This window comes from Ruegeria sp. CDSB029 (assembly GCF_059611125.1).
This window is the reverse complement of the sequence record NZ_JBXWOX010000001.1, coordinates 276,788-296,172: the sequence shown is the minus strand read 5'-3', so window position 1 is coordinate 296,172 and position 19,385 is coordinate 276,788. Positions and strand designations below refer to the sequence as shown.

The 19,385-nt window shown below is 55.9% G+C and carries 19 protein-coding genes; 11 read left to right on the top strand and 8 right to left on the bottom strand.

Going from position 1 to position 19,385, the window contains the following annotated elements; translation table 11 throughout:
* Positions 1 to 118: 118 nt before the first annotated feature.
* Positions 119 to 418, top strand: a complete 300-nt coding sequence (locus tag AC2FI8_RS01425) for a DUF6477 family protein (protein WP_496776651.1) — start codon at positions 119 to 121, stop codon at positions 416 to 418.
* Here AC2FI8_RS01425 and AC2FI8_RS01420 read toward each other — a convergent pair whose 3' ends face one another.
* Both AC2FI8_RS01420 and AC2FI8_RS01415 read right to left on the bottom strand, forming a co-directional pair.
* The gene (locus AC2FI8_RS01420) at positions 419 to 1,963 is read right to left on the bottom strand and encodes a trimethylamine methyltransferase family protein (RefSeq protein ID WP_496776648.1); all 1,545 of its coding nucleotides are present in this window, start codon (positions 1,961 to 1,963) and stop codon (positions 419 to 421) included.
* A gap of 133 nt (positions 1,964 to 2,096) precedes the next feature.
* Positions 2,097 to 2,537: a GNAT family N-acetyltransferase gene (locus AC2FI8_RS01415; protein WP_496776646.1), complete on the bottom strand. Its 441-nt coding sequence runs from the start codon at positions 2,535 to 2,537 to the stop codon at positions 2,097 to 2,099.
* Positions 2,538 to 2,628: 91 nt separating this feature from the next.
* On the opposite strand from AC2FI8_RS01415, the gene guaA reads away from it, so the two are divergent.
* The 9 genes from guaA to AC2FI8_RS01370 all read left to right on the top strand — a co-directional run bounded on the left by guaA (position 2,629) and on the right by AC2FI8_RS01370 (position 11,900).
* Positions 2,629 to 4,188: a glutamine-hydrolyzing GMP synthase gene (guaA, locus tag AC2FI8_RS01410; RefSeq protein WP_496776644.1), complete on the top strand. Its 1,560-nt coding sequence runs from the start codon at positions 2,629 to 2,631 to the stop codon at positions 4,186 to 4,188.
* Between the two features lie 97 nt (positions 4,189 to 4,285).
* The gene (locus tag AC2FI8_RS01405; protein WP_496738613.1) at positions 4,286 to 5,191 is read left to right on the top strand and encodes a DMT family transporter; all 906 of its coding nucleotides are present in this window, start codon (positions 4,286 to 4,288) and stop codon (positions 5,189 to 5,191) included.
* Between the two features lie 121 nt (positions 5,192 to 5,312).
* Entirely contained in the window at positions 5,313 to 6,440 is a 1,128-nt protein-coding gene (locus tag AC2FI8_RS01400; RefSeq protein WP_282151079.1) for an OmpP1/FadL family transporter, read from the top strand.
* Between the two features lie 104 nt (positions 6,441 to 6,544).
* Positions 6,545 to 7,441, top strand: a complete 897-nt coding sequence (locus AC2FI8_RS01395) for a DMT family transporter (RefSeq protein WP_496776642.1) — start codon at positions 6,545 to 6,547, stop codon at positions 7,439 to 7,441.
* Positions 7,442 to 7,490: 49 nt separating this feature from the next.
* The gene (locus AC2FI8_RS01390; protein WP_496776640.1) at positions 7,491 to 8,363 is read left to right on the top strand and encodes an ATPase; all 873 of its coding nucleotides are present in this window, start codon (positions 7,491 to 7,493) and stop codon (positions 8,361 to 8,363) included.
* A gap of 39 nt (positions 8,364 to 8,402) precedes the next feature.
* Positions 8,403 to 9,320, top strand: coding sequence for a homoserine O-acetyltransferase MetA (gene metA / locus AC2FI8_RS01385; protein WP_058271457.1), 918 nt, complete (start codon positions 8,403 to 8,405; stop codon positions 9,318 to 9,320).
* Positions 9,310 to 10,263, top strand: coding sequence for an alpha/beta fold hydrolase (locus tag AC2FI8_RS01380; RefSeq protein ID WP_496776637.1), 954 nt, complete (start codon positions 9,310 to 9,312; stop codon positions 10,261 to 10,263). The genes metA and AC2FI8_RS01380 overlap by 11 nt, the downstream gene beginning before the upstream one ends.
* 49 nt (positions 10,264 to 10,312) lie before the next feature.
* On the top strand, positions 10,313 to 11,182 hold the full coding sequence (gene ppk2 / locus AC2FI8_RS01375) for a polyphosphate kinase 2 (RefSeq protein ID WP_496776633.1): 870 nt from the start codon (positions 10,313 to 10,315) through the stop codon (positions 11,180 to 11,182).
* Between the two features lie 103 nt (positions 11,183 to 11,285).
* Positions 11,286 to 11,900 (top strand): TetR/AcrR family transcriptional regulator, encoded by a 615-nt coding sequence (locus tag AC2FI8_RS01370; protein ID WP_496776630.1) that lies wholly within the window; start codon positions 11,286 to 11,288, stop codon positions 11,898 to 11,900.
* Positions 11,901 to 11,908: 8 nt separating this feature from the next.
* Here the strand turns inward: AC2FI8_RS01370 and AC2FI8_RS01365 are convergent, their stop codons facing one another.
* The 3 genes from AC2FI8_RS01365 to AC2FI8_RS01355 form a co-directional block, all read right to left on the bottom strand.
* A complete protein-coding gene (locus AC2FI8_RS01365; protein WP_496776624.1) occupies positions 11,909 to 12,967 on the bottom strand; it encodes an adenylate/guanylate cyclase domain-containing protein in 1,059 nt (352 codons plus the stop codon).
* Complete coding sequence (locus AC2FI8_RS01360) at positions 12,964 to 13,332, bottom strand: group I truncated hemoglobin (RefSeq protein ID WP_496720189.1); 369 nt, start codon at positions 13,330 to 13,332, stop codon at positions 12,964 to 12,966. The genes AC2FI8_RS01365 and AC2FI8_RS01360 overlap by 4 nt, the downstream gene beginning before the upstream one ends.
* A gap of 127 nt (positions 13,333 to 13,459) precedes the next feature.
* Positions 13,460 to 14,302 carry a glycosyltransferase family 25 protein gene (locus AC2FI8_RS01355; RefSeq protein WP_496776620.1) on the bottom strand — a complete coding sequence of 281 codons (843 nt, stop codon included), beginning with the start codon at positions 14,300 to 14,302 and terminating at the stop codon, positions 13,460 to 13,462.
* Between the two features lie 150 nt (positions 14,303 to 14,452).
* Here AC2FI8_RS01355 and speB point away from each other — a divergent pair, with 150 nt between their 5' ends.
* A complete protein-coding gene (speB, locus tag AC2FI8_RS01350) occupies positions 14,453 to 15,427 on the top strand; it encodes an agmatinase (RefSeq protein ID WP_282168425.1) in 975 nt (324 codons plus the stop codon).
* A gap of 21 nt (positions 15,428 to 15,448) precedes the next feature.
* On the opposite strand, the gene AC2FI8_RS01345 is transcribed toward speB, so the two are convergent.
* From AC2FI8_RS01345 to AC2FI8_RS01335, 3 genes are all read right to left on the bottom strand, one after another.
* Positions 15,449 to 16,669, bottom strand: coding sequence for an aminopeptidase P family protein (locus tag AC2FI8_RS01345; protein ID WP_496776617.1), 1,221 nt, complete (start codon positions 16,667 to 16,669; stop codon positions 15,449 to 15,451).
* A gap of 161 nt (positions 16,670 to 16,830) precedes the next feature.
* The gene (locus tag AC2FI8_RS01340; protein WP_496738622.1) at positions 16,831 to 18,042 is read right to left on the bottom strand and encodes an ABC transporter permease; all 1,212 of its coding nucleotides are present in this window, start codon (positions 18,040 to 18,042) and stop codon (positions 16,831 to 16,833) included.
* Between the two features lie 5 nt (positions 18,043 to 18,047).
* Entirely contained in the window at positions 18,048 to 19,319 is a 1,272-nt protein-coding gene (locus tag AC2FI8_RS01335; protein ID WP_496776615.1) for an ABC transporter permease, read from the bottom strand.
* Positions 19,320 to 19,385 lie beyond the last annotated feature (66 nt).

Sequence of the window (19,385 nt, the reverse complement as noted above, 5' to 3'; positions counted from 1 at the left end):
TTGATTCAAAATCATAAACACTCATGAAGTCAGAGTTCGGAGAGAACCCGCACAAGGCAACACTCGCTTAGGTTGTGTGACAAATGGCTATCTTCTGTTCAACCAAGGGATCAACGAAATGCAGGACCTGATGACCATGATTACAACGCTCCGCCGCCCACGCCTGTTGGCTCGGGCCGCAAAAATTGGGGCGAAGGAGTATGATCGGGACCGGCATCTTCAGCGTGTTCTGGGATACGGATCACTGCCCGGCACAGGATCTGCACTGGTTCGTCTGTTGGAATTGGAACGAGAGGTTAACGCCCAAAGGCTGGCCGAAGACGCCGCCTATTCGCTGGTCCGCCATCTGGACCTGCTGATCGCGCTGTTGGGCGAGGCGCAACTGTTCAAAGCCAGTCGCGCCGCGCAATATCAATGATCAGGTGAAGGCATCCGGCATGGATGCTTTCTTTTCCGCCACGTATGCGTTCAATGCTTCGTTGACGGCGGGGTCGAGTTGCGGTTGCTGGTAATTGGCCAGCAGATGCTCGACCCGCGACGTGGCCAATTGGCGTGTGTCGCGCCCGCCTTCGTCTTCCCAGGTCTCAAAGGGTTTGTAATCCAGGACCTCGGACTTCCAGAACGCTTCTTTGAAATTCTCCTGCGTATGGGCGCAGCCCAGGTAGTGACCGCCAGGGCCAACTTCGCGGATCGCATCCATCGCCTGCGCGTTTTCATCATAGGCCACGCCCTTGGCCAGACCGTGCAAAACGCCCAACTGGTCGGCATCCATGACGAACTTTTCGAAGTCTGCAACAAGACCGCCTTCAAGCCAGCCGCAGGAATGCAGCATAAAGTTCACGCCAGCCATCAGCCCCATGTTCAGTGAGTTTGCGGTCTCATAAGCCGCCTGTGCATCAGGCAATTTCGAGCCGCAGAACGACCCGGCCGAGCGGAACGGCAGGTTCAGACGTCGCGCCAGCTGGCCCGCACCATAGGTAACCATCGAAGCCTCGGGCGTACCAAATGTCGGCGCGCCAGAGTTCATATCGATCGATGACACAAAGGCACCGAAAATCGCAGGCGCACCCGGACGGATGATCTGGCTATAAGCGACACCAGCCAGAACTTCGGCCAGAACCTGCGTTAATGTCCCTGCAATCGAAACCGGCGCCATCGCACCACCCACGATAAAGGGCGAGATGATGCAGGCCTGATTGTTCTTCGCATAAACTTCCAGCGCCCCCATCATCACGTCGTCGAAGGTCATCGGCGAGTTGATGTTGGTCAGCGAGGTCATCACTGTGTTTTCCTGAACGAACTCTTTGCCGAAGAGAATCTCACACATCTCAACCGAATCCTGCGCCCGGCTGGGATCGGTGACCGAGCCCATGAACGGCTTGTCCGACAAGGTCATGTGCGCCATCAGCATATCAAGGTGACGCTTGTTCACCGGAATATCTGTCGGCTCGCACACGGTCCCGCCCGAATGGTGCAACCACTTGGACATATACGCCAGTTTCACGAACTTGTTGAAATCTTCCATGTTCGCATAGCGACGGCCACCTTGTGCGTCCCGCACAAAGGGTGGGCCGTACACCGGGGCCAGAACCAGATTGCGGCCACCGATGACAACCGATTTCTCGGGGTTACGGGCATGCTGCGTGAATTCGCTGGGCGCTGTTTTGATCAGCTGACGCGCCAAACCGCGCGGAATGCGGACGCGTTCACCATCGACATCGGCGCCAACATCTTTCCAGCGCTGCAACGCGGCTGGGTTGTCGACGAAGTTCACGCCGACTTCGGCCAGAATGGTTTCCGCATTGGTTTCGATGATTTCCAACGCTTCTTCGTTGAGAACCTCGAAGTTCGGAATATTCCGTTCGATGTATTTCGCCGTTTCGATGCGAACCGCGGTACGTTCGGCCCGGCGGGCGGCGCCACCGCCACCTCTTGCCCGACGCCGGGTGTTTGCCTCTGCCATGAGAAGATCCCGTCTAATGATTGAGTTGATCAGTTTGTTACAGCAAGCATTTGGGGCAAAGCATCTAATTTACGGCGCTATAGGGGGAAAAGCGACATCCGCAGGAACCAAAACCGTCAGGCACTTGCTCTGATCACGTAAGTTCCTTCTCCATCAGGATGGTCTTTCCGCTCACCTCTTTCTTGTGCCACCCTAAGTAGAGATACATGGAGACTGTCGCTTGCATTAATTTATGCGTTCGCAACCTGAGCTTAGCGGTGCCCGTTCCCTTGGCTTTTTGTTCAGCTATTTCGATCAACCGCCTCGCCAACCCTGCCCCTTGTGCCTTTGGCGATACGGCGAGGTTAAAGATCATCACCGCAGAATCGACCTGGTCAAAAACAATAAACCCGACGATGTCTTCATCCTGCGTGGCAACCCAAGCCTGATGCGCAGCGATGTCCTCGCCAACGCCGTCCGTGACATCCGGCAGATCAGGAATATCACGCAATGCATCCGCATAGGCTGCCGCAATGCAGGTTGTGGCGGCTTCGGTATCTGCAGCACATGCGCGGCGTAGTTTGATTTCGGGCATCTCGCGCTCTTTCTGTATTATCCTGAGGCACAATTGCACAAATGACGTCATAGCGCTTGCACATGCAAGGCTTGCGACCTAATAGCCAACCATGACCCAAGACACCCATGACCGCCTTCTGATCATCGACTTCGGCAGCCAGGTTACGCAGCTTATTGCGCGCCGCCTGCGCGAGCTGAACGTCTATTGCGAAATCCACCCCTATCAAAAAGTCACGATGGACTTTGTGCGGGAAATGGCCCCCAAGGCCGTGATATTCTCGGGCGGTCCTGACAGCGTGACACGTGAGGGTTCGCCCCGTGTACCGCAAGAGATTTTTGATTACGGCGTTCCAATCCTTGGTATCTGCTACGGCCAACAGGTGATGATGCACCAACTGGGCGGCAAAGTTGAAAGCGGACACGGCACGGCCGAGTTCGGGCGTGCGTTTGTTACCCCGCAGGCTAAGCTTGATATTTTGGAAGGCTGGTTTTCGGACGGCGACGAGCAGGTCTGGATGAGCCACGGCGACCACGTCAGCGAAATCGCGCCCGGCTTCACCGTTTACGGCACCTCACCCAACGCACCTTTCGCGATCACCGCGGACAGCGACCGTCATTTCTATGCGGTTCAGTTCCACCCCGAAGTGCACCACACACCCAAAGGTGCAAAACTGTATGAGAATTTCGTCAAGCTGGCCGGGTTCAAGGGCGATTGGACCATGGGTGCCTACCGTGAACAGATGATCGAAAAGATCCGCGAGCAGGTCGGCGACAAACAAGTCATCTGCGGTCTGTCCGGTGGTGTCGACAGCTCGGTCGCGGCGATCCTGATCCACGAGGCAATCGGTGATCAGTTGACCTGCGTTTTCGTGGACCATGGCTTGCTTCGCAAGAACGAGGCCGAAGAAGTCGTCGGCATGTTCCGCGATAATTACAACATCCAGCTGATCCACGCGAACGAAACCGATCTTTTCCTTGGTGAACTCGAAGGTCAAAGCGACCCCGAGACCAAGCGCAAGATCATCGGCAAGCTGTTCATCGACGTGTTCCAGAAACACGCCGACACAATCGACGGCGCCGAATTCCTGGCGCAAGGCACGCTGTATCCGGACGTCATTGAATCGGTGTCCTTCTCGGGCGGCCCCTCGGTCACGATCAAATCGCACCACAATGTAGGCGGCCTGCCCGAAAAGATGGGCCTGAAACTGGTCGAGCCGCTGCGCGAGCTGTTCAAGGACGAAGTCCGCGCGCTGGGTCGTGAGTTGGGCCTGCCCCAGAGCTTTATTGGCCGCCACCCCTTCCCCGGTCCCGGTCTGGCGATTCGCTGCCCCGGCGAGATCACCCGTGAAAAGCTGGATATCCTGCGCGAAGCGGATGCGGTCTATATCGACCAGATTCGCAAGCACGGCCTTTACGATGACATCTGGCAAGCCTTTGTTGCCATCCTGCCCGTGCGTACTGTTGGCGTTATGGGCGACGGTCGTACCTACGACTACGCTTGTGCCCTGCGCGCGGTGACATCGGTGGATGGCATGACCGCAGACTATTATCCTTTCAGCCATGAGTTTTTGGGCGAAACGGCCACACGGATCATCAACGAGGTCAAAGGCATCAACAGATGCACCTATGACATCACATCAAAGCCACCCGGAACCATCGAGTGGGAATAATGCGAAAGCCGGGCTCTGTCCCGGCTTTTTTGTTTTTCACGCCGTGAAGAAATCGATAGCAATCAAATTGGTATAACCAAAAGCTACAGGCGCGCGGATGGAAACGGCCAGACCACAGATCGGCAAGGCAGCGCTCTGGATGACCGGGGCGATTGCCTCATTCTCGTCCATGGCAATCGCGGGCCGTGAGCTGAGCGTGACCCACGACACGTTCGAAATCATGTTCTACCGCAGCCTCGTCGGTATCTGCGTGGTCGCCTTGATCCTGACCCTGACGCGAAAGTGGCACCAGGTATCGACCGAACGGATCGGCTTGCACGGCATCCGGAACGTATTGCATTTCACCGGGCAAAACCTTTGGTTTTATGCGGTCAGCGTCATTCCGTTGGCGCAGGTATTTGCGCTGGAATTCACACAGCCGATATGGGTCATCCTGTTGTCTCCACTTCTATTGAAAGAGCGCCTGACGACCGTGCGCGTGTTATCGGCGCTGATCGGATTTGCGGGAATTCTACTGGTCGCCCGGCCGGGCACCGTGCCTCTCAGTGCAGGTGTGATGACCGCTGCTATGTCCGCTGTTTTCTTTGCCTTAACAACGATATCGACAAAGTCCCTCACTCGTTTTGCCAGCATCGGATGCATCATGTTCTGGCTGACAGTAATGCAAGCCGTGCTGGGGCTGATCGCATCGGGTATCGACGGACAAATCACCCTGCCCTCGGCAAGCACAGCTCCGTTTTTGTTGCTGGTGGGGCTGGCCGGGTTGCTGGCGCATTACTGCATCACAAATGCGCTGGCGATTGCCCCGGCAACCGTTGTGGTGCCGTTTGACTTTGCACGCCTGCCCACAATCGCGGTCATAGGTATGGTCCTGTATCACGAACCGCTGGATCACTGGACCCTATTAGGCGCTGCGGTAATTTTCGTAGGTATTTTCCTGAACGTTCACGCCGAGAATCGTAACAGTTTGGCAACACCTCTACGCGACACTCAACACAAGTAACGCACGGTCACCAGTTGACGATAAGGTAAAGCTCAAGAAAATAACGAGCACCACAATGCAGGTCAGTCCGCACCACATATCAACAGGCGCTGACCTCCAGGAGACCTAGAGGGAGGAACTAATGAAAAAAGCGCTTCTACAGGCGTGTGCGGTATGCGTTGGCGCAACCGGTGCTTACGCAGGCGGTCTTGATCGCAGCGGCCAGGGCGTCAACATTCTGTTTGAGGAAGGTTCTGTTGTTCAGTTCCGTTTGGGTTACGCAAACCCCGACGTGAGCGGTGAGCAGAACGGTGTTGATTCCGGAAACATCGCCAAAAGCTTCTGGACACCACACCTAGCATACAAGCATTCTTTTACCGATCAGTTGGACTTTGCTCTCATCTATGATGAACCGTACGGTGCCGATGTCGAGTACCCGTCGAACTATCCTTTGTCGCAGAACCCCTTGGCCGCTTTTGGTGGTCGCACGGACGTTTTGCGCGCTAAAGCGGATGTTGATGCGATTACTGCCCTGGTGCGTTACAAGTTCGATGGCGGCTTCAGCGCAATCGGCGGTATTCGCGCGCAGCGAGCCAAGGCAACCGTTGCTGTCCCGGTTGTTGCCGGTTACGAATTTGAATCCGGTTCTGAGGTTGACTTCGGTTACGTCGTAGGCGTCGCATGGGAACGTCCCGAGATCGCGGCACGTGTCGCACTTACCTACAACTCGAAAATCACACACGATTTCGACTCGACGGAGTCCATCAACCGGAGACCACCGCCCGTCCCTGCACCGCTTGTGACCGCACAGACCGAAACCGAAGTTGTAACGCCTCAATCGGTAAATCTGGACTTCCAGACTGGTGTGGCACCAAAAACGCTGCTGTTCGGCTCGATCCGCTGGGTTGACTGGCCGCAGACAGTTCTGGCACCGCCGGTTTATACTGCCGCTGCACAACAGAACCTGGTTGATTACGCGGACGACACCTTCACCTATACACTGGGTCTTGGCTACAAGTTCACCGAAGAGTTTTCCGGCGCGATCTCTGCGGGCTATGAAACGTCCTCAGGTTCCACTGTTTCGAACCTTGGCCCCACCGACGGTTTCTGGAGCCTTGGCGTAGGTGGTACATATACTTTCGAGCAGGCGCAGATTTCTGGCGGTATCCGCTATACCGATATCGGCGATGCGACCACCACAACAGGTGGCGAATTCTCGGGCAACTCGGCATGGAGCGTCGGCCTTCAGCTCACTTACACGCTGAACTGATCCCGCCTACCGAACCAACTACAAAAACCCCGCCACTTTTGGCGGGGTTTTTCTTTGCGCAAGTTTCGGGTCGAACATCGCCTTGGGGAATGCGAGAACGGGCTATGGAACCTCAAAAACACCTGTCTCCAAGGGCTTGGGCCGAACTGTTGCTTCTGGGCGTGATCTGGGGCGCATCCTTTATCTCGATCCGCGTCGCATTGGACACGATCCCCGTCATGACCTCGGTTCTGCACCGCGTTTTCTGGGCGATGCTGGCGCTGTGGATCGTTGTCTGGGTTAAAAAGCTGAGCGTTCCCACCAGTCCGCGTATCTGGGGCGCATTCCTGATGATGGGGTTGTTGAACAATGCCATCCCCTTCTCGCTTATGGCTTGGGGGCAGCTATATATCGAAACTGGCCTGACCTCGATCCTGAATGCCGCAACCGCTGTTTTCGGCGTTCTGATCGCTGCAATGTTTTTCAAGGACGAGCGATTGACCCTCGCGCGCGGAGTGGGCGTCGGTCTGGGATTTCTGGGTGTAGCAATTGCAATTGGCCTTAAGAATTTCGCAACTTTCAACCTTCAAAGCGTAGCCCAACTATCAATCATCGCCGGAACAGTTTCTTACGCGTTGGCCAGCGCCTGGGCCAGAATCAAGTTGTCAGGTTTGTCTCCCATAGTTGCCGCTGCCGGTATGCTGACCGGCTCAACCATTCTGATTTTGCCTGTTTCCCTCGTGGTCGACGGGCTTCCCGTTTTGAACCTGCCGGCGATCACGTGGGCGGCCATTGCCTATTACGCTCTGATCGCAACCGCAGGAGCGTATTTGCTGTACTACCGCGTTCTTGCCATGGCCGGGGCCGGAAACCTGATGTTAGTAACGCTTGTCATACCGCCAGTCGCCATCGTTTTAGGCACACTGGTGCGCGACGAAACCTTACCGCCGCAGGCCTTTTTGGGCTTTGCCGTGCTGGCGATCGGGTTGTTGATTCTGAACTGGTCCCGCTCACGTGATTGACGCCGCCCCCTGCCCGTTTTAGCTAGGTCAGAAAAAGGGACAGCGGACAATGATCTACAGCTCGGCAAAGGACTGGCGCGAAGCGGCCCGGAAAAAAGTGCTGTTCTTCGGCATGTCTGGGCTGGGTAAGACCTATGTGTCGAACGTGCTGCGCGATTCCGGGGACTGGTTCCACTACTCGATCGACTACCGCATCGGCACCCGGTACATGGGCGAATACATCATCGACAACGCCAAGGCCGAGGCGATGAAAATTCCATTCCTGCGCGACCTGTTGCTGTCGGATTCGATCTATATCGGCTCAAATATCTCGTTCGAAAACCTGACACCGGTTGCGACCTATCTGGGCAAACCGGGCAACCCGGCGCACGGCGGGCTTGAGCTTACTGAATATCGTCGTAGGCAGGAACAGTTCCGCCTTGCTGAGATCCACGCCCTGTTGGACACCGAGTATTTCATCGACCGCGCCAAGCGTTTGTATCAATACCCGAACTTCATCTGTGATACCGGCGGGTCAATTTGCGAATGGGTCGATCCTGAGGACCCGGCTGATCATGTCTTGTCCGAGCTGTCCCGCCAAACCCTGATGATCTGGATTAAGGGCGATGAGGACCACACCGCTGAACTGATCCGCCGTTTCGATAAGGCCCCCAAGCCGATGTCCTATCAGGCAGAGTTTCTGACCCGGGTCTGGGACGAATACCTCACCGAACATGGTTACGCACCCGAGGACGTCGACCCGGACGCCTTTATCCGCTGGACCTATGCCCGTGCCTTGGCGCACCGCCAACCGCGCTATCAGGCCATGGCGGACAATTGGGGTGTCACAGTCACCGCTGATGACATGAACAAGGTTCGCGATGCGGGTGATTTCGATGAGTTGATCGAACGCACCCTTGAGACCCGGGCAAAGCGGGCTTAATTACCGCCTCTACACAGTAACTCCAAAGGCTTGCACCTAATGCCGATCAAGATCCCTTCCGACCTGCCCGCTTACGACGTTCTCACCAAAGAGGGCGTCATGGTCATGGCTGCGGATCAGGCGATGCGTCAGGACATCCGCCCCTTGCGGATTGGTCTGCTGAATCTGATGCCCAAAAAGATTCAGACCGAAAACCAGTTCGCGCGCCTGATTGGTGCCACGCCTCTGCAGATTGACCTGTCGTTGATCCGCATGACCGAACATCGCACCAGAAACACCGCCGCTGATCACATGGCCGAATTCTATCAACCGTTCCAAGAGGTTAAGGATCAGAAATTCGACGGCCTGATCATCACGGGCGCGCCAATCGAGCATCTGGAGTTCGATGACGTCACATATTGGGACGAAATGACCGAAGTATTCGAATGGACGCAGACGAACGTCCATTCCACCTTTGGCGTCTGCTGGGGTGGGATGGCGATGATCAACCATTTCCACGGCATCGACAAACAGGCGCTCGATGCCAAGGCGTTTGGTTGCTATCGGCACCAGAATCTGGCCCCTTCTTCCCCGTTTTTGCGTGGGTTTTCCGATGATTGCGTGATCCCGGTCAGCCGCTGGACCACAATGAACCAATCTGAGATCAACAGCGCGCCCGGCCTGACGACATTGTTGGGAAGCGATGAGGTCGGCCCCTGTCTGGTCGAGGACCCTTCGCATCGTGCGATCTATATCTTCAACCATTTCGAATATGACAGTGATACGTTGAAGCAGGAATATGATCGCGATGTCTCGAACGGGACACCCATCAACGTGCCGATGAACTACTATCCAGACGACGATCCATCACAACCGCCGCAAAACAGATGGCGCAGCCATGCGCATCTACTTTATGGCAATTGGATCAACGAGATTTACCAGTCCACACCGTTCAACATGGAAGACGTTGGTCATTAAAGTTCTGATATTCCTTGGCCTCGTCCTATCGGGTCTGATTCTGCTCACAGTCTGGCGCGCAGCACAGAACGAAGCTGCGGCTGAGGCTCGGTTTCCCCCCGAGGGTGAAATGGTGATGGTCGACGGTATCGCCGTCCATGCGGTGGTCATGGGCGACGGCCCCGATGTGGTTCTGATCCACGGATCCAGCGGTAACACCCGTGACATGACCTTTGCTCTTGCACCGATCCTGGCCGAGAACTTCCGTGTAATCGTGTTCGACCGACCCGGTCTGGGCTATAGCGATAGCTTCAATCCGGACGGCGAAACCATTGAAGAACAAGCGTTAATCCTGCAAAAAGCCGCTGCCCAATTGGGTGCGGAAAAACCTATTGTTGCAGGGCAAAGCTATGGCGGATCGGTATCGCTGGCTTGGGCGGTCACCCGGCCCGACAACATTTCTGCCCTTGTTTTGATCGCACCGGCTGCAATCCCGTGGGAGACGCCGCTGGACGGTTTCAACAAGCTGGCGTCGACTGAGGCGGGCAATACGCTGGCCCTGCCCCTGATCACCGCGTTCGTTCCCGAATGGTATGTGGAACAGGCGCTGGACCGGGTCTTTGCCCCTCAGACAGCACCCGAAGGATATTCACAGCATTTCGGCCCCGGCCTGACGATGCGACGCGCCTCGATGCATGCGAATGCCAAGCAGCGGGCCAATCTGTTGGATGAAGTTCGCGCCCTGCAACCCCGCTATGGCGAAATTACCGTACCGACCGAAGTTGTTCACGGAACGGCTGACACCACTGTCAAATTTGCCTGGCATGCAGAACAACTGGTCGACCAAATCCCCGACGCGGAACTGATCGAGCTTCCGGGTATTGGTCACATGCCGCAGGTTGTGGCCGCCCCCGAGGTTGCCTCAGCAATCGACCGCGCCGCCGAGCGAGCGGGTTTGCGTTAAACCGCCAGCTAATCCATAGTAGGATATGGATTTTATGGCGAGGTAGCATATGGCCCGTTCGGACAAAGGTTCCATTGAAAAATACTTCCGTAGGGAAGCCCCGAAAGACGTGCAGTCAGCCATTGAAAACGCAAAGAAAGACGACATCCTGAACCCGACCTATCCTTACGAAGAACGCATGAAGCGTAAGGATTACGAGAAAGAGATGGATTTGCTGCAGATCGAGCTGGTCAAAATGCAATCCTGGATCAGGGAAACGGGCAACCGCATTGCGATCATTTTCGAAGGCCGCGATGCCGCCGGAAAAGGTGGTACGATCAAACGTTTTCGCGAGAACCTAAATCCACGCGGCGCCCGCAACGTGGCGCTCAGCAAACCCTCTGATACCGAACGCAGCCAATGGTACTTCCAACGTTACGTTCAACACCTGCCTGCGGCAGGCGAAATCGTGTTCTTTGACCGCAGCTGGTACAACCGCGGTGTGGTCGAAAACGTATTTGGCTTTTGCGAAACCGAAGAACGCGAACGTTTTTTCAGGCAAGTTCTGCCGCTTGAATCCGGACTTGTGAATGACGGGATCAAACTGTTCAAATTCTGGCTTAACGTTGGTCGTGCAGAACAGCTGAACCGCTTTCTGGCGCGTGAGACAGATCCGCTAAAGCAATGGAAACTCAGCCCAATCGACATTGCGGGACTTAGCAAATGGGACGAGTATACGCAGTCGATCTCGGAAACTCTGACCCGCAGTCACTCAGATCTTTGCCCTTGGACCATCGTTCGATCGGACGACAAAAAACGCGCTCGTATTGCAGCCATCCGAACTGTTTTGCACGCGTTGGACTATGATGAAAAAGACAAGAAGGCTATTGGCAAGATTGATCCATTGATTTGCGGCGGACCCGAGGTGTTGGACGCGTGATGACATTTTCGCGCTACAATGCTGCCAAGGGTTGGACGAACCGGCAGGCGTGGATTATGTCTTGGTTCCTCAGAACTTAAACAAAAAGGCTCGTGACACAGGCATGGCGAAACGCGGGTATCACCACGGCAATCTCAAGCAAGCCCTGATCGAGGCCGCCCTTTCGCTGATTGAAGAAAAGGGACCGACCGGCTTTACCCTGTCCGAGGCTGCAAAGACCGCAGGCGTGACACCTGCAGCGGTATACAGGCACTTTCAGGGGCGCGAAGATCTGATCGCCGAGGCCGCCCGTCAGGGCTTTGAAATGTTCGCCGACCTGATGCAGTACGCCTATGACACAGGCCAACCCTCGGCCTTGGCAGCGTTTGAGTCTACTGGTCGGGCCTATCTGGCTTTTGCCCGCAAGCACCCAGGGCACTACATCGCCATGTTCGAAAGTGGGATATCCGTAAACCGAACGCCTGAATTGGCGCTGGCCGCGAACCGGGCCAAGAGCGTGCTGGAAAAAGCAGCCGCAGATCTTTCGCAACACATCCCGCCAGAGAAACGGCCACCTGCGTCGATGTTCAGTGCCCATATCTGGGCCATGAGCCATGGCGTTGTTGAGCTTTATGCCCGAAACACAGGTGCCAGCTCTCCATTCCCGCCAGAGGATCTGTTGGAAAGTGGCATTGGAATATACTTGCGGGGTTTAGGTCTGGTTCCGCAGGACGATTGAGGTTCGAGCTAGAACCTGGGCCTTGGTGCCGGAACACTAAGGCCCGAGGTGACGTTAATCAGATCCATCTGCCCCATGCCCTTGATATCCACCGGCCCAATATCCGAGACCTGGAACTCGTCAATCAATGCGTATTTCATCTCTTCCGGGGCGACGATATTCATTGGGTTTGCAAAGACTTGCAGGCGTGAAGCAATGTTCACGGCCGGACCAAACACATCGTAGACGTATTTCTGAATACCCACGACCGAGCCGACTGCAGGCCCCATTCCCAGACCGATCCGGGCCTGCCACTTATGCGGATGGCTTTCGTTGCGCCGTTCGAGGTATCGCAAGAACCGGACCGCGCAATGGGCCACGGCTGTCGCATGATCCGGTGTTGCATCCGGCATACCCGAGACCGCCAGATAAGCGTCCCCTATAGTTTTGATCCGTTCGCACCCATATTGTTCGACGATCCGGTCGAAGGCCGTGAAAACGTCGTTCAACTCGCTGAGTGTCACGGTCGGGTCGGTCTTTGCCGCAAAATCCGTAAAGCCCACAAAATCCAGCATCACGACCGAGACCTGATCGTAGAGCTGCGGCGTAACGACACCAAAGGTCTTGAACTCTTCGTACGCGGCGCGTGGCATGAGGTTCAACAGCAGCCGTTCGACCCGCTCCTTCTCGCGTTCCAATTCGCGCGTATTACGTTCGACCATGGTCGAATAACTGTCGATCATACTCTCAAGCTCGCGAATGCGGGTGATGTTCTGAAATTCAACCACCAACACCTGTTCGGAAAGGCCGTTGGCCAAGGACACCGCGACCGCAAATATCAGCGTCCGGCGCTTGGGTTTGACCTGCAGCTCGGCCGAATAGCGGAGGCCGGATTGTTTAACGTCTTCAAGCTCTTTTGGATCAAGGTCGGGAAAATAATCCAACAGGGTCTGACCTTCGGCCGGTGCCCCAAACCACTCGGTAAATGGACCGTTATGAAACACGAAACCCAAATCCGAAGCCCGCACAACAGCGACGCCTACACCGATCGCGCGGAGCAGCTGTTCGTTTATGGCCAGAATACTCATGCGGCGTCGCGTGCCACGATGATGGCTCGTTTTGACTCGATGGCATCAAGGGCAATTTTTATATGCGCGTCTTCCATTCCATGCATCGACAGGGCTTCGCTGAAAAGCGCAGCCATCTCATCAAAATCGGCGTGAGAGATGTTCAGGTGACGATGAACCGCCTCGATCCTGTCGTCGCTAAAGGATGCAGGTCCACCAACCAGGGACGAAACGAACTTGGTCTGATGATCAATCAAACGGGGCATGTCTATGTCTTCGAAATGATCGCCGATCTGATCGGACTCCAACGCCATTTCGTAAAAGGTCATCACGATCCGCGAGATCGTTTTGAAACCACCGTATCTTTCGTAAATTGTCTGCCCCACGACACATAACCCAAACGTTATTCACCACTAACGTCACGAGATTATATCATATTGACAGTTTTGTTAACGCTTATGACGCGGATGCAACGCGGGATGTTCGTTTAGGTGGCGTTGGTGAGGCTTGAATTTACACGCTCAGATCGTCGGCGCAGGGGATGAACCCGACATATCCCCCCTGTTCCAGCAATCGCGTCTGCCCCCCCATGCGCCAATACAGCTTGCGCCGCGCCGCGACCAATTCCCGCCGAAGGCGGAACCAAAGCGGCCCCTTATCCAGCCCGCTGTTGGTTTTCTGGTCTTGGGATCGTTCACTGACCTTCACCTCTTCGACCGTGTGATCTTGCTGTTTCGACCAGATCATCTGCACCCCAACAGCCGGAAAGCACTGATACATCCGCCAATCCGACCGTGGGATGGAGACGAAATCATCCAGGTGATCCGAATACTTTTCGGACCAATTCAGCAGCTTCTGGCAGGCCCGCTGAGAAAGCACATAGGCGGCCGCACTCGGGGCCATTTCCAGCATGGGCCGGACGTCAACTCCCGCAATGCGCATCTCTGGCCCAAAACGAAGGGGCTTGGGGGAATAGTCCAGCTTGACCATGTCAAAGGCATCCGGGACCTCCAGCAAGGCGGCGATTATCGATCCTGCCTGAACAGACATTTCGACGTCATCTTCGAAAACGGCCACGGCATTAAGGTTTTGATCCACCGCAGCCTGCCAAACCGCGCGATGGCTTTCGAAACAGGCGATTTCGCTTTGCGTCAAACCCCAGCGACTGCCCGATCCGGGAACGTAGCCGTCGACATCCAGCACACCGGGTACCTGTGCATCTGTCGCACTGTAGCGCGTGGCACCTACCAAACCTGCATGATCGAACTGCGTTTCCATGAATGCGCGACGCCCTGGAACGCGATCCAGGTTGATAAAAAAGGCACCCGTCTCTGGTGGCAGTTCGTAACGTCCCACGGTGTTTCCTTTCAAGCAGTTACGCCAGATACACACTGGCAAGGCGGACAATCAAGTCCGCGCTTGAGCAATATGTATCCGGTTTCGCCTATCCTGATTTAGAAGTCCCGATTAAGCTGCGTTGGGAAAACAATAAACAGGATTCTTGCAATGACGTCTCATGGATATTCCGGCGGTCGCCTGAACCTGCCGTTTGTGGGCATATCGACCTTTGGCAAAGCTCCGTACGTCGAGGATTGGGATCAAATCGATGCTGACGTCGCCGTCATGGGTGCGCCTTTTGATTTCGGAACTCAGTGGCGATCCGGCGCTCGGTTTGGACCGCGTGCGGTGCGCGAAGCGTCAACTCTGTTCAGCTTCGGCCATGCCGGCGCATATGACCACGAGGATGACGCCACTTACTTGGATGGCTCGGTCCGGATGGTCGATATCGGCGACGCGGATATCATCCACACCAAGACCGAAGAAAGCCACGCCAACATCCAGTTCGGTGTTGAAAAGATGCTGAATGCAGGCGCCCTGCCCGTCACCATCGGCGGCGATCACTCGGTCAACATTCCTTGCATCAACGCTTTCGAAAACGATTGCGAGAAAAACGGGCCTATCCACGTCGTTCAGATTGATGCGCACCTGGACTTCGTGGACGAACGGCATGGTGTGACCGCCGGACACGGCAACCCCATGCGGCGCGCAATTGAAAAGCCATACGTTTCGGGCATGACGCAACTGGGCATCCGGAACGTGTCGTCAACCGCCAAAGAAGGGTATGAGGACGCCCGCGCCCGTGGGTCTGACATCCTGTCCGTGCGACAGGTGCGCAAGCTTGGTACTGATGGCGTTCTGGCGCGCATCCCCGAGGGCGCACGGTACTATGTGACGATTGATATTGACGCGTTCTGCCCTTCTATCGCCTCTGGCACCGGAACGCCCAGCCACGGCGGTTTCCAGTACTATGATGTCCTAGAGATCATTCAGGGGCTTGCGAAACGCGGAGATGTGGTTGGAATTGACCTTGTCGAAGTAGCTCCGAACTACGACCCGACCGAAAGCACGCAGATATTGGCGGCTCAGGTTCTGCTGAACTTCATCGGGTTCATCTTTCACGAACGTGGCAAGAAGGGCTGATCGCCCTTCCTGCCAAATCAATTATGCACTGATCGTGTTGTGTTCAGGGCCATAGGGGAAGCCGGTAATGTTTTCGGCACCGGTTTCCTCGACCACCAGAATGTCATGCTCACGGTATCCGCCAGCGCCTTTCTGACCTTCAGGAATCCACAGCATCGGTTCGATCGAGACGACCATGCCGGGTTCCAGAACCGTGTCGATATCCTCGCGCAATTCCAGACCTGCCTCGCGCCCATAGTAATGGCTAAGGATACCGAAAGAGTGCCCGTACCCGAAGGACCGGTACTGCAGCAGACCCTCATCGGCAAAGAAACGGTTGATCTCTTCGCAGATCCCCGAGCAGGTCGCGCCGGGTTTAATCAGGCTCAGACCCAGCTCATGCGCGGCAACGTTGGCTTTCCAGATGCGCAGGCTATCGGCGTCGGGTTCGCCCAGAAACAGAGTGCGCTCCAGCGCTGTGTAATAACCTGAAATCATCGGGAAAGTGTTCAGGGATAGTATATCGCCCTTTTCTAACGCGCGCTTGGTGACCGGGTTATGTGCGCCATCCGTGTTCAAGCCTGACTGAAACCAAACCCATGTGTCGCGGTATTCGGCATCCGGATAGGCGCGGGCAATCTCGGCCTCCATCGCGTCACGCCCGGCCATGGCGATCTCAATCTCGGTCGCGCCTTCACGGATCGCGGCGTGGATAGCTGCGCCACCAACATCCGCAGTACGCGCGCCGCCTTTGATCAATACGATCTCTTCGGCTGATTTCACCATCCGTGCAGCCATCGTATCAGGCGCGATATCGACCAGTTCCGGCCCACCCAACATGTCCAGCGCAGTGTCGCGCATTGCCAGGGTCATGTGGTCACCCTCGATACCGATCCGGCGCGCGGAGCCGATCAGGCTGGCTACAGCGCGCCAGTAGTTGTTCCGCTTCCAATCGGTGTAGATCACGTTCTCTTCGACCGATCGGCGCCAGGGCTGCCCGGCGTCGATATTGGCCGATACCGTGGTGCAGGCATCCTGCGTTACAACACAGCCGTAAGGGCGACCAAACGAGCAATACAGGAATCCCGAGTAGTAAGCGATGTTCTGCATCGACGTCAGCAGAACTGCGGGAATGTCCCGTGCCGCCATGGTCGCGCGCAGGCTGGCAAGGCGGCGGTCGTATTCAGCCCGGCTGAATGGCAACGGCGCTTTGTCACCGTTGTGGCAGGTGAAAAACTCGGGGCGGTTGTTCAGATCTTTCATCTTTGACTCTCCTCAACGCCGGACTGGCATCGCCCGGCCACAAGTCCCGGCGTTCAGGACGAGCGGCCTCGGGATCCGAGAGCCATGCACCCCGCGTTGCGTCACGACGCCATCGTGACCGGGGTACATGGTGAAATCGCTAAATCAGCTTTTGAGTCGCGTCAAGCCGGGGTGAGACCCCGCAGGCGTTCAGACCGCCGCCGCAGCAGTTCGACCGTGGTCAGCAGCGCGATCGAGATCACCACAAGGATGGTCGCGACTGCCAGAATGGTCGGGCTGATCTGCTCACGCAGGCCGGTGAACATCTGCCACGGCAGTGTCTTCTGGCTGGCCGAACCGACAAACAGGACCACCACAACTTCGTCAAACGATGTGATAAAGGCGAACAGGCCACCCGAGATCACGCCCGGCAGGATCAGCGGCATCTGGATCTTGAAGAACGTCCGCACCGGACCCGCACCCATATTCGCAGCAGCCCGCGTCAGTGACTGGTCAAATCCGACCAGCGTTGCAGTCACCGTGATGATAACGAAGGGAATCCCCAGAACTGCGTGCGCCAGCACGACTTTCACATAGCCAACGAAGTTCTTGTTCATGCCCAGCGTACCTTCCAAAAAACGGCCGATGTCGCTGTAAAAAAAGAACATACCCGTGGCCGAGATGATCAGCGGAACGATCATTGGCGAGATCAGAATGCCCATGATGGCCCGACGCCCCGGAACATGCGACTGGCTAAGACCTATCGCCGCCAGAGTGCCCAGCGATACCGAAATGACGGTCGCAATTGGTGCGATGATCAGCGAGTTCTTGAAGCTACGCTGCCATTCATTGTTGGTGAAGAAATCGCGGTAATGCTTCAGCGAATACCCTTCAGGGTCCAGACGCAGCATTTCGGGCGTAAAGGTGAAAAAGTCCTGCGCATTGAAAGACAGCGGCAGAACCACAAGGATCGGTGTGATCAGGAACACGAAGATTGCCCCGCAGATCACCCGGAAAGTAAAATGCCACAACACCTGACCAGACGTCATGTAAGGCAGCAATTTTTGCCGATAGCGCCCCTCGTAGAGCCAGAAGATGAAGAAGGCAAAGAACCACCCCGCCAGCAGCCCGACGATCAAGCCTGTAATGCCTGCGAAGAAAAACCCAATTGCAGCAAGACCAAGTATCGTAATCCAGCGCGCAACGCGTTCGTTGTCCAGCACGTTGATATACAGCCATGCCAGCCCTGCCATCAAAGCAGCGCCGATCAGGATGCCCAGCAGAACGTTGTCCTGCCCGGCACCGACGAACATGCCCAGAAATCCTCCGGCGATTGCGACAGCCGGCAGAACCACCGACAACGGTTTGCGGGATATTGGTGTAAGTGCAGCCATATTCTTTATCCCAGCTTGACGTTATCAATGCCGACGATCTTGTCGTAGCACCAGTATAGTAGAAGAACGACCGCCAGCAGGATCGTCCCCAGCGCCGCAGCCAGTCCCCAGTTCAGAGAGGATGAGATGTGGTACGCAATCCGGTTCGAAATGAAGACACCTTTGGTGCCGCCAACGATCTCGGGCGTGATGTAGTAGCCGATCGCCAGAATGAACACTAGGATCGAACCCGCGCCGATACCCGGTATCGATTGCGGGAAGTAAATCCGCCAGAAGGTCGTCCAGTTGGTGGCGCCCATGGATTTGGCCGCACGGGTATAGTACGGCGGAATCGTCTGCATGACCGAATACATCGGCAGGATCATGAACGGCAGCAGGATATGCGTCATCGCAATGATCGTGCCGAATTGATTGTTGATGATCACCAGCCTCGCATCATCGGCAACAAAGCCCAGCCAGACCAGCGTTTCGTTGATCACACCCTGCTGCTGCAACATCACTTTCCAGGCGGAGGTGCGCACAAGCAGCGAGGTCCAGAACGGAAGCAGCACCAAAATCATCAGCATGTTTGAAGCCCGCATCGGCAGATTGGCCAGCAGGTAAGAAACTGGATAGGCCAGCAGAATACAGGACCCGGTAATGATCAGCGACATGAACAATGTCCGGCCGAACAGCTTGATGAGGATGCGCTTATCTTCGGGTTGCGCTTGCGCCCCTTCGGGTGTGCGCTGCATATCAACAGCGTTTAAAAAGTAACCATTGGTGATCGGCACCGCGTGCGTCTTGATCACGCGCCACGTGTCCACGTCCCCCCAACCATCGTGAATTTCGATCAACTTTTCCTTGAACGGGGCGTCAGCTTCCGGATCCAACCGCTTGATCTGGCGTCCAGATTTTCGGAACATCGACGACATACCCGTCTGTTCGTAATTCAGACGTGTCCCGAGTTTGGTATGTTCTTTCGCCTCAATTGCGGCAACCATGTCCTTGGTGAAGGCAGCGTAAAGCGCCTCGTCCGGTAGTTCTCCGCCTTCAGCATCCCAATTTTGCAACTCGACCACAGTCAGTGGGAGTGTTTGGGACACGATACCGTTCTCGACCGAGCGGAACAGCATCGACACGATCGGTATCACAAAGGACAGCAGCACAAATAGCAGCAAGGGCGCGATCAGAGCCAAAGCCCGAAGTTTTCGGCGGCGCAGTGATCGCGCCAAGGATTTCTTCAGCGGCGTGCCATCGGCAGCTAGCATCGGACCGGATTGAGTTGCGTCAGTCATCTGCGTCCCTTGGTCTTAGGTAAGTCGGGGCCAATGGCGGCCCCGACCGTTGTTTTCAAAACCGGC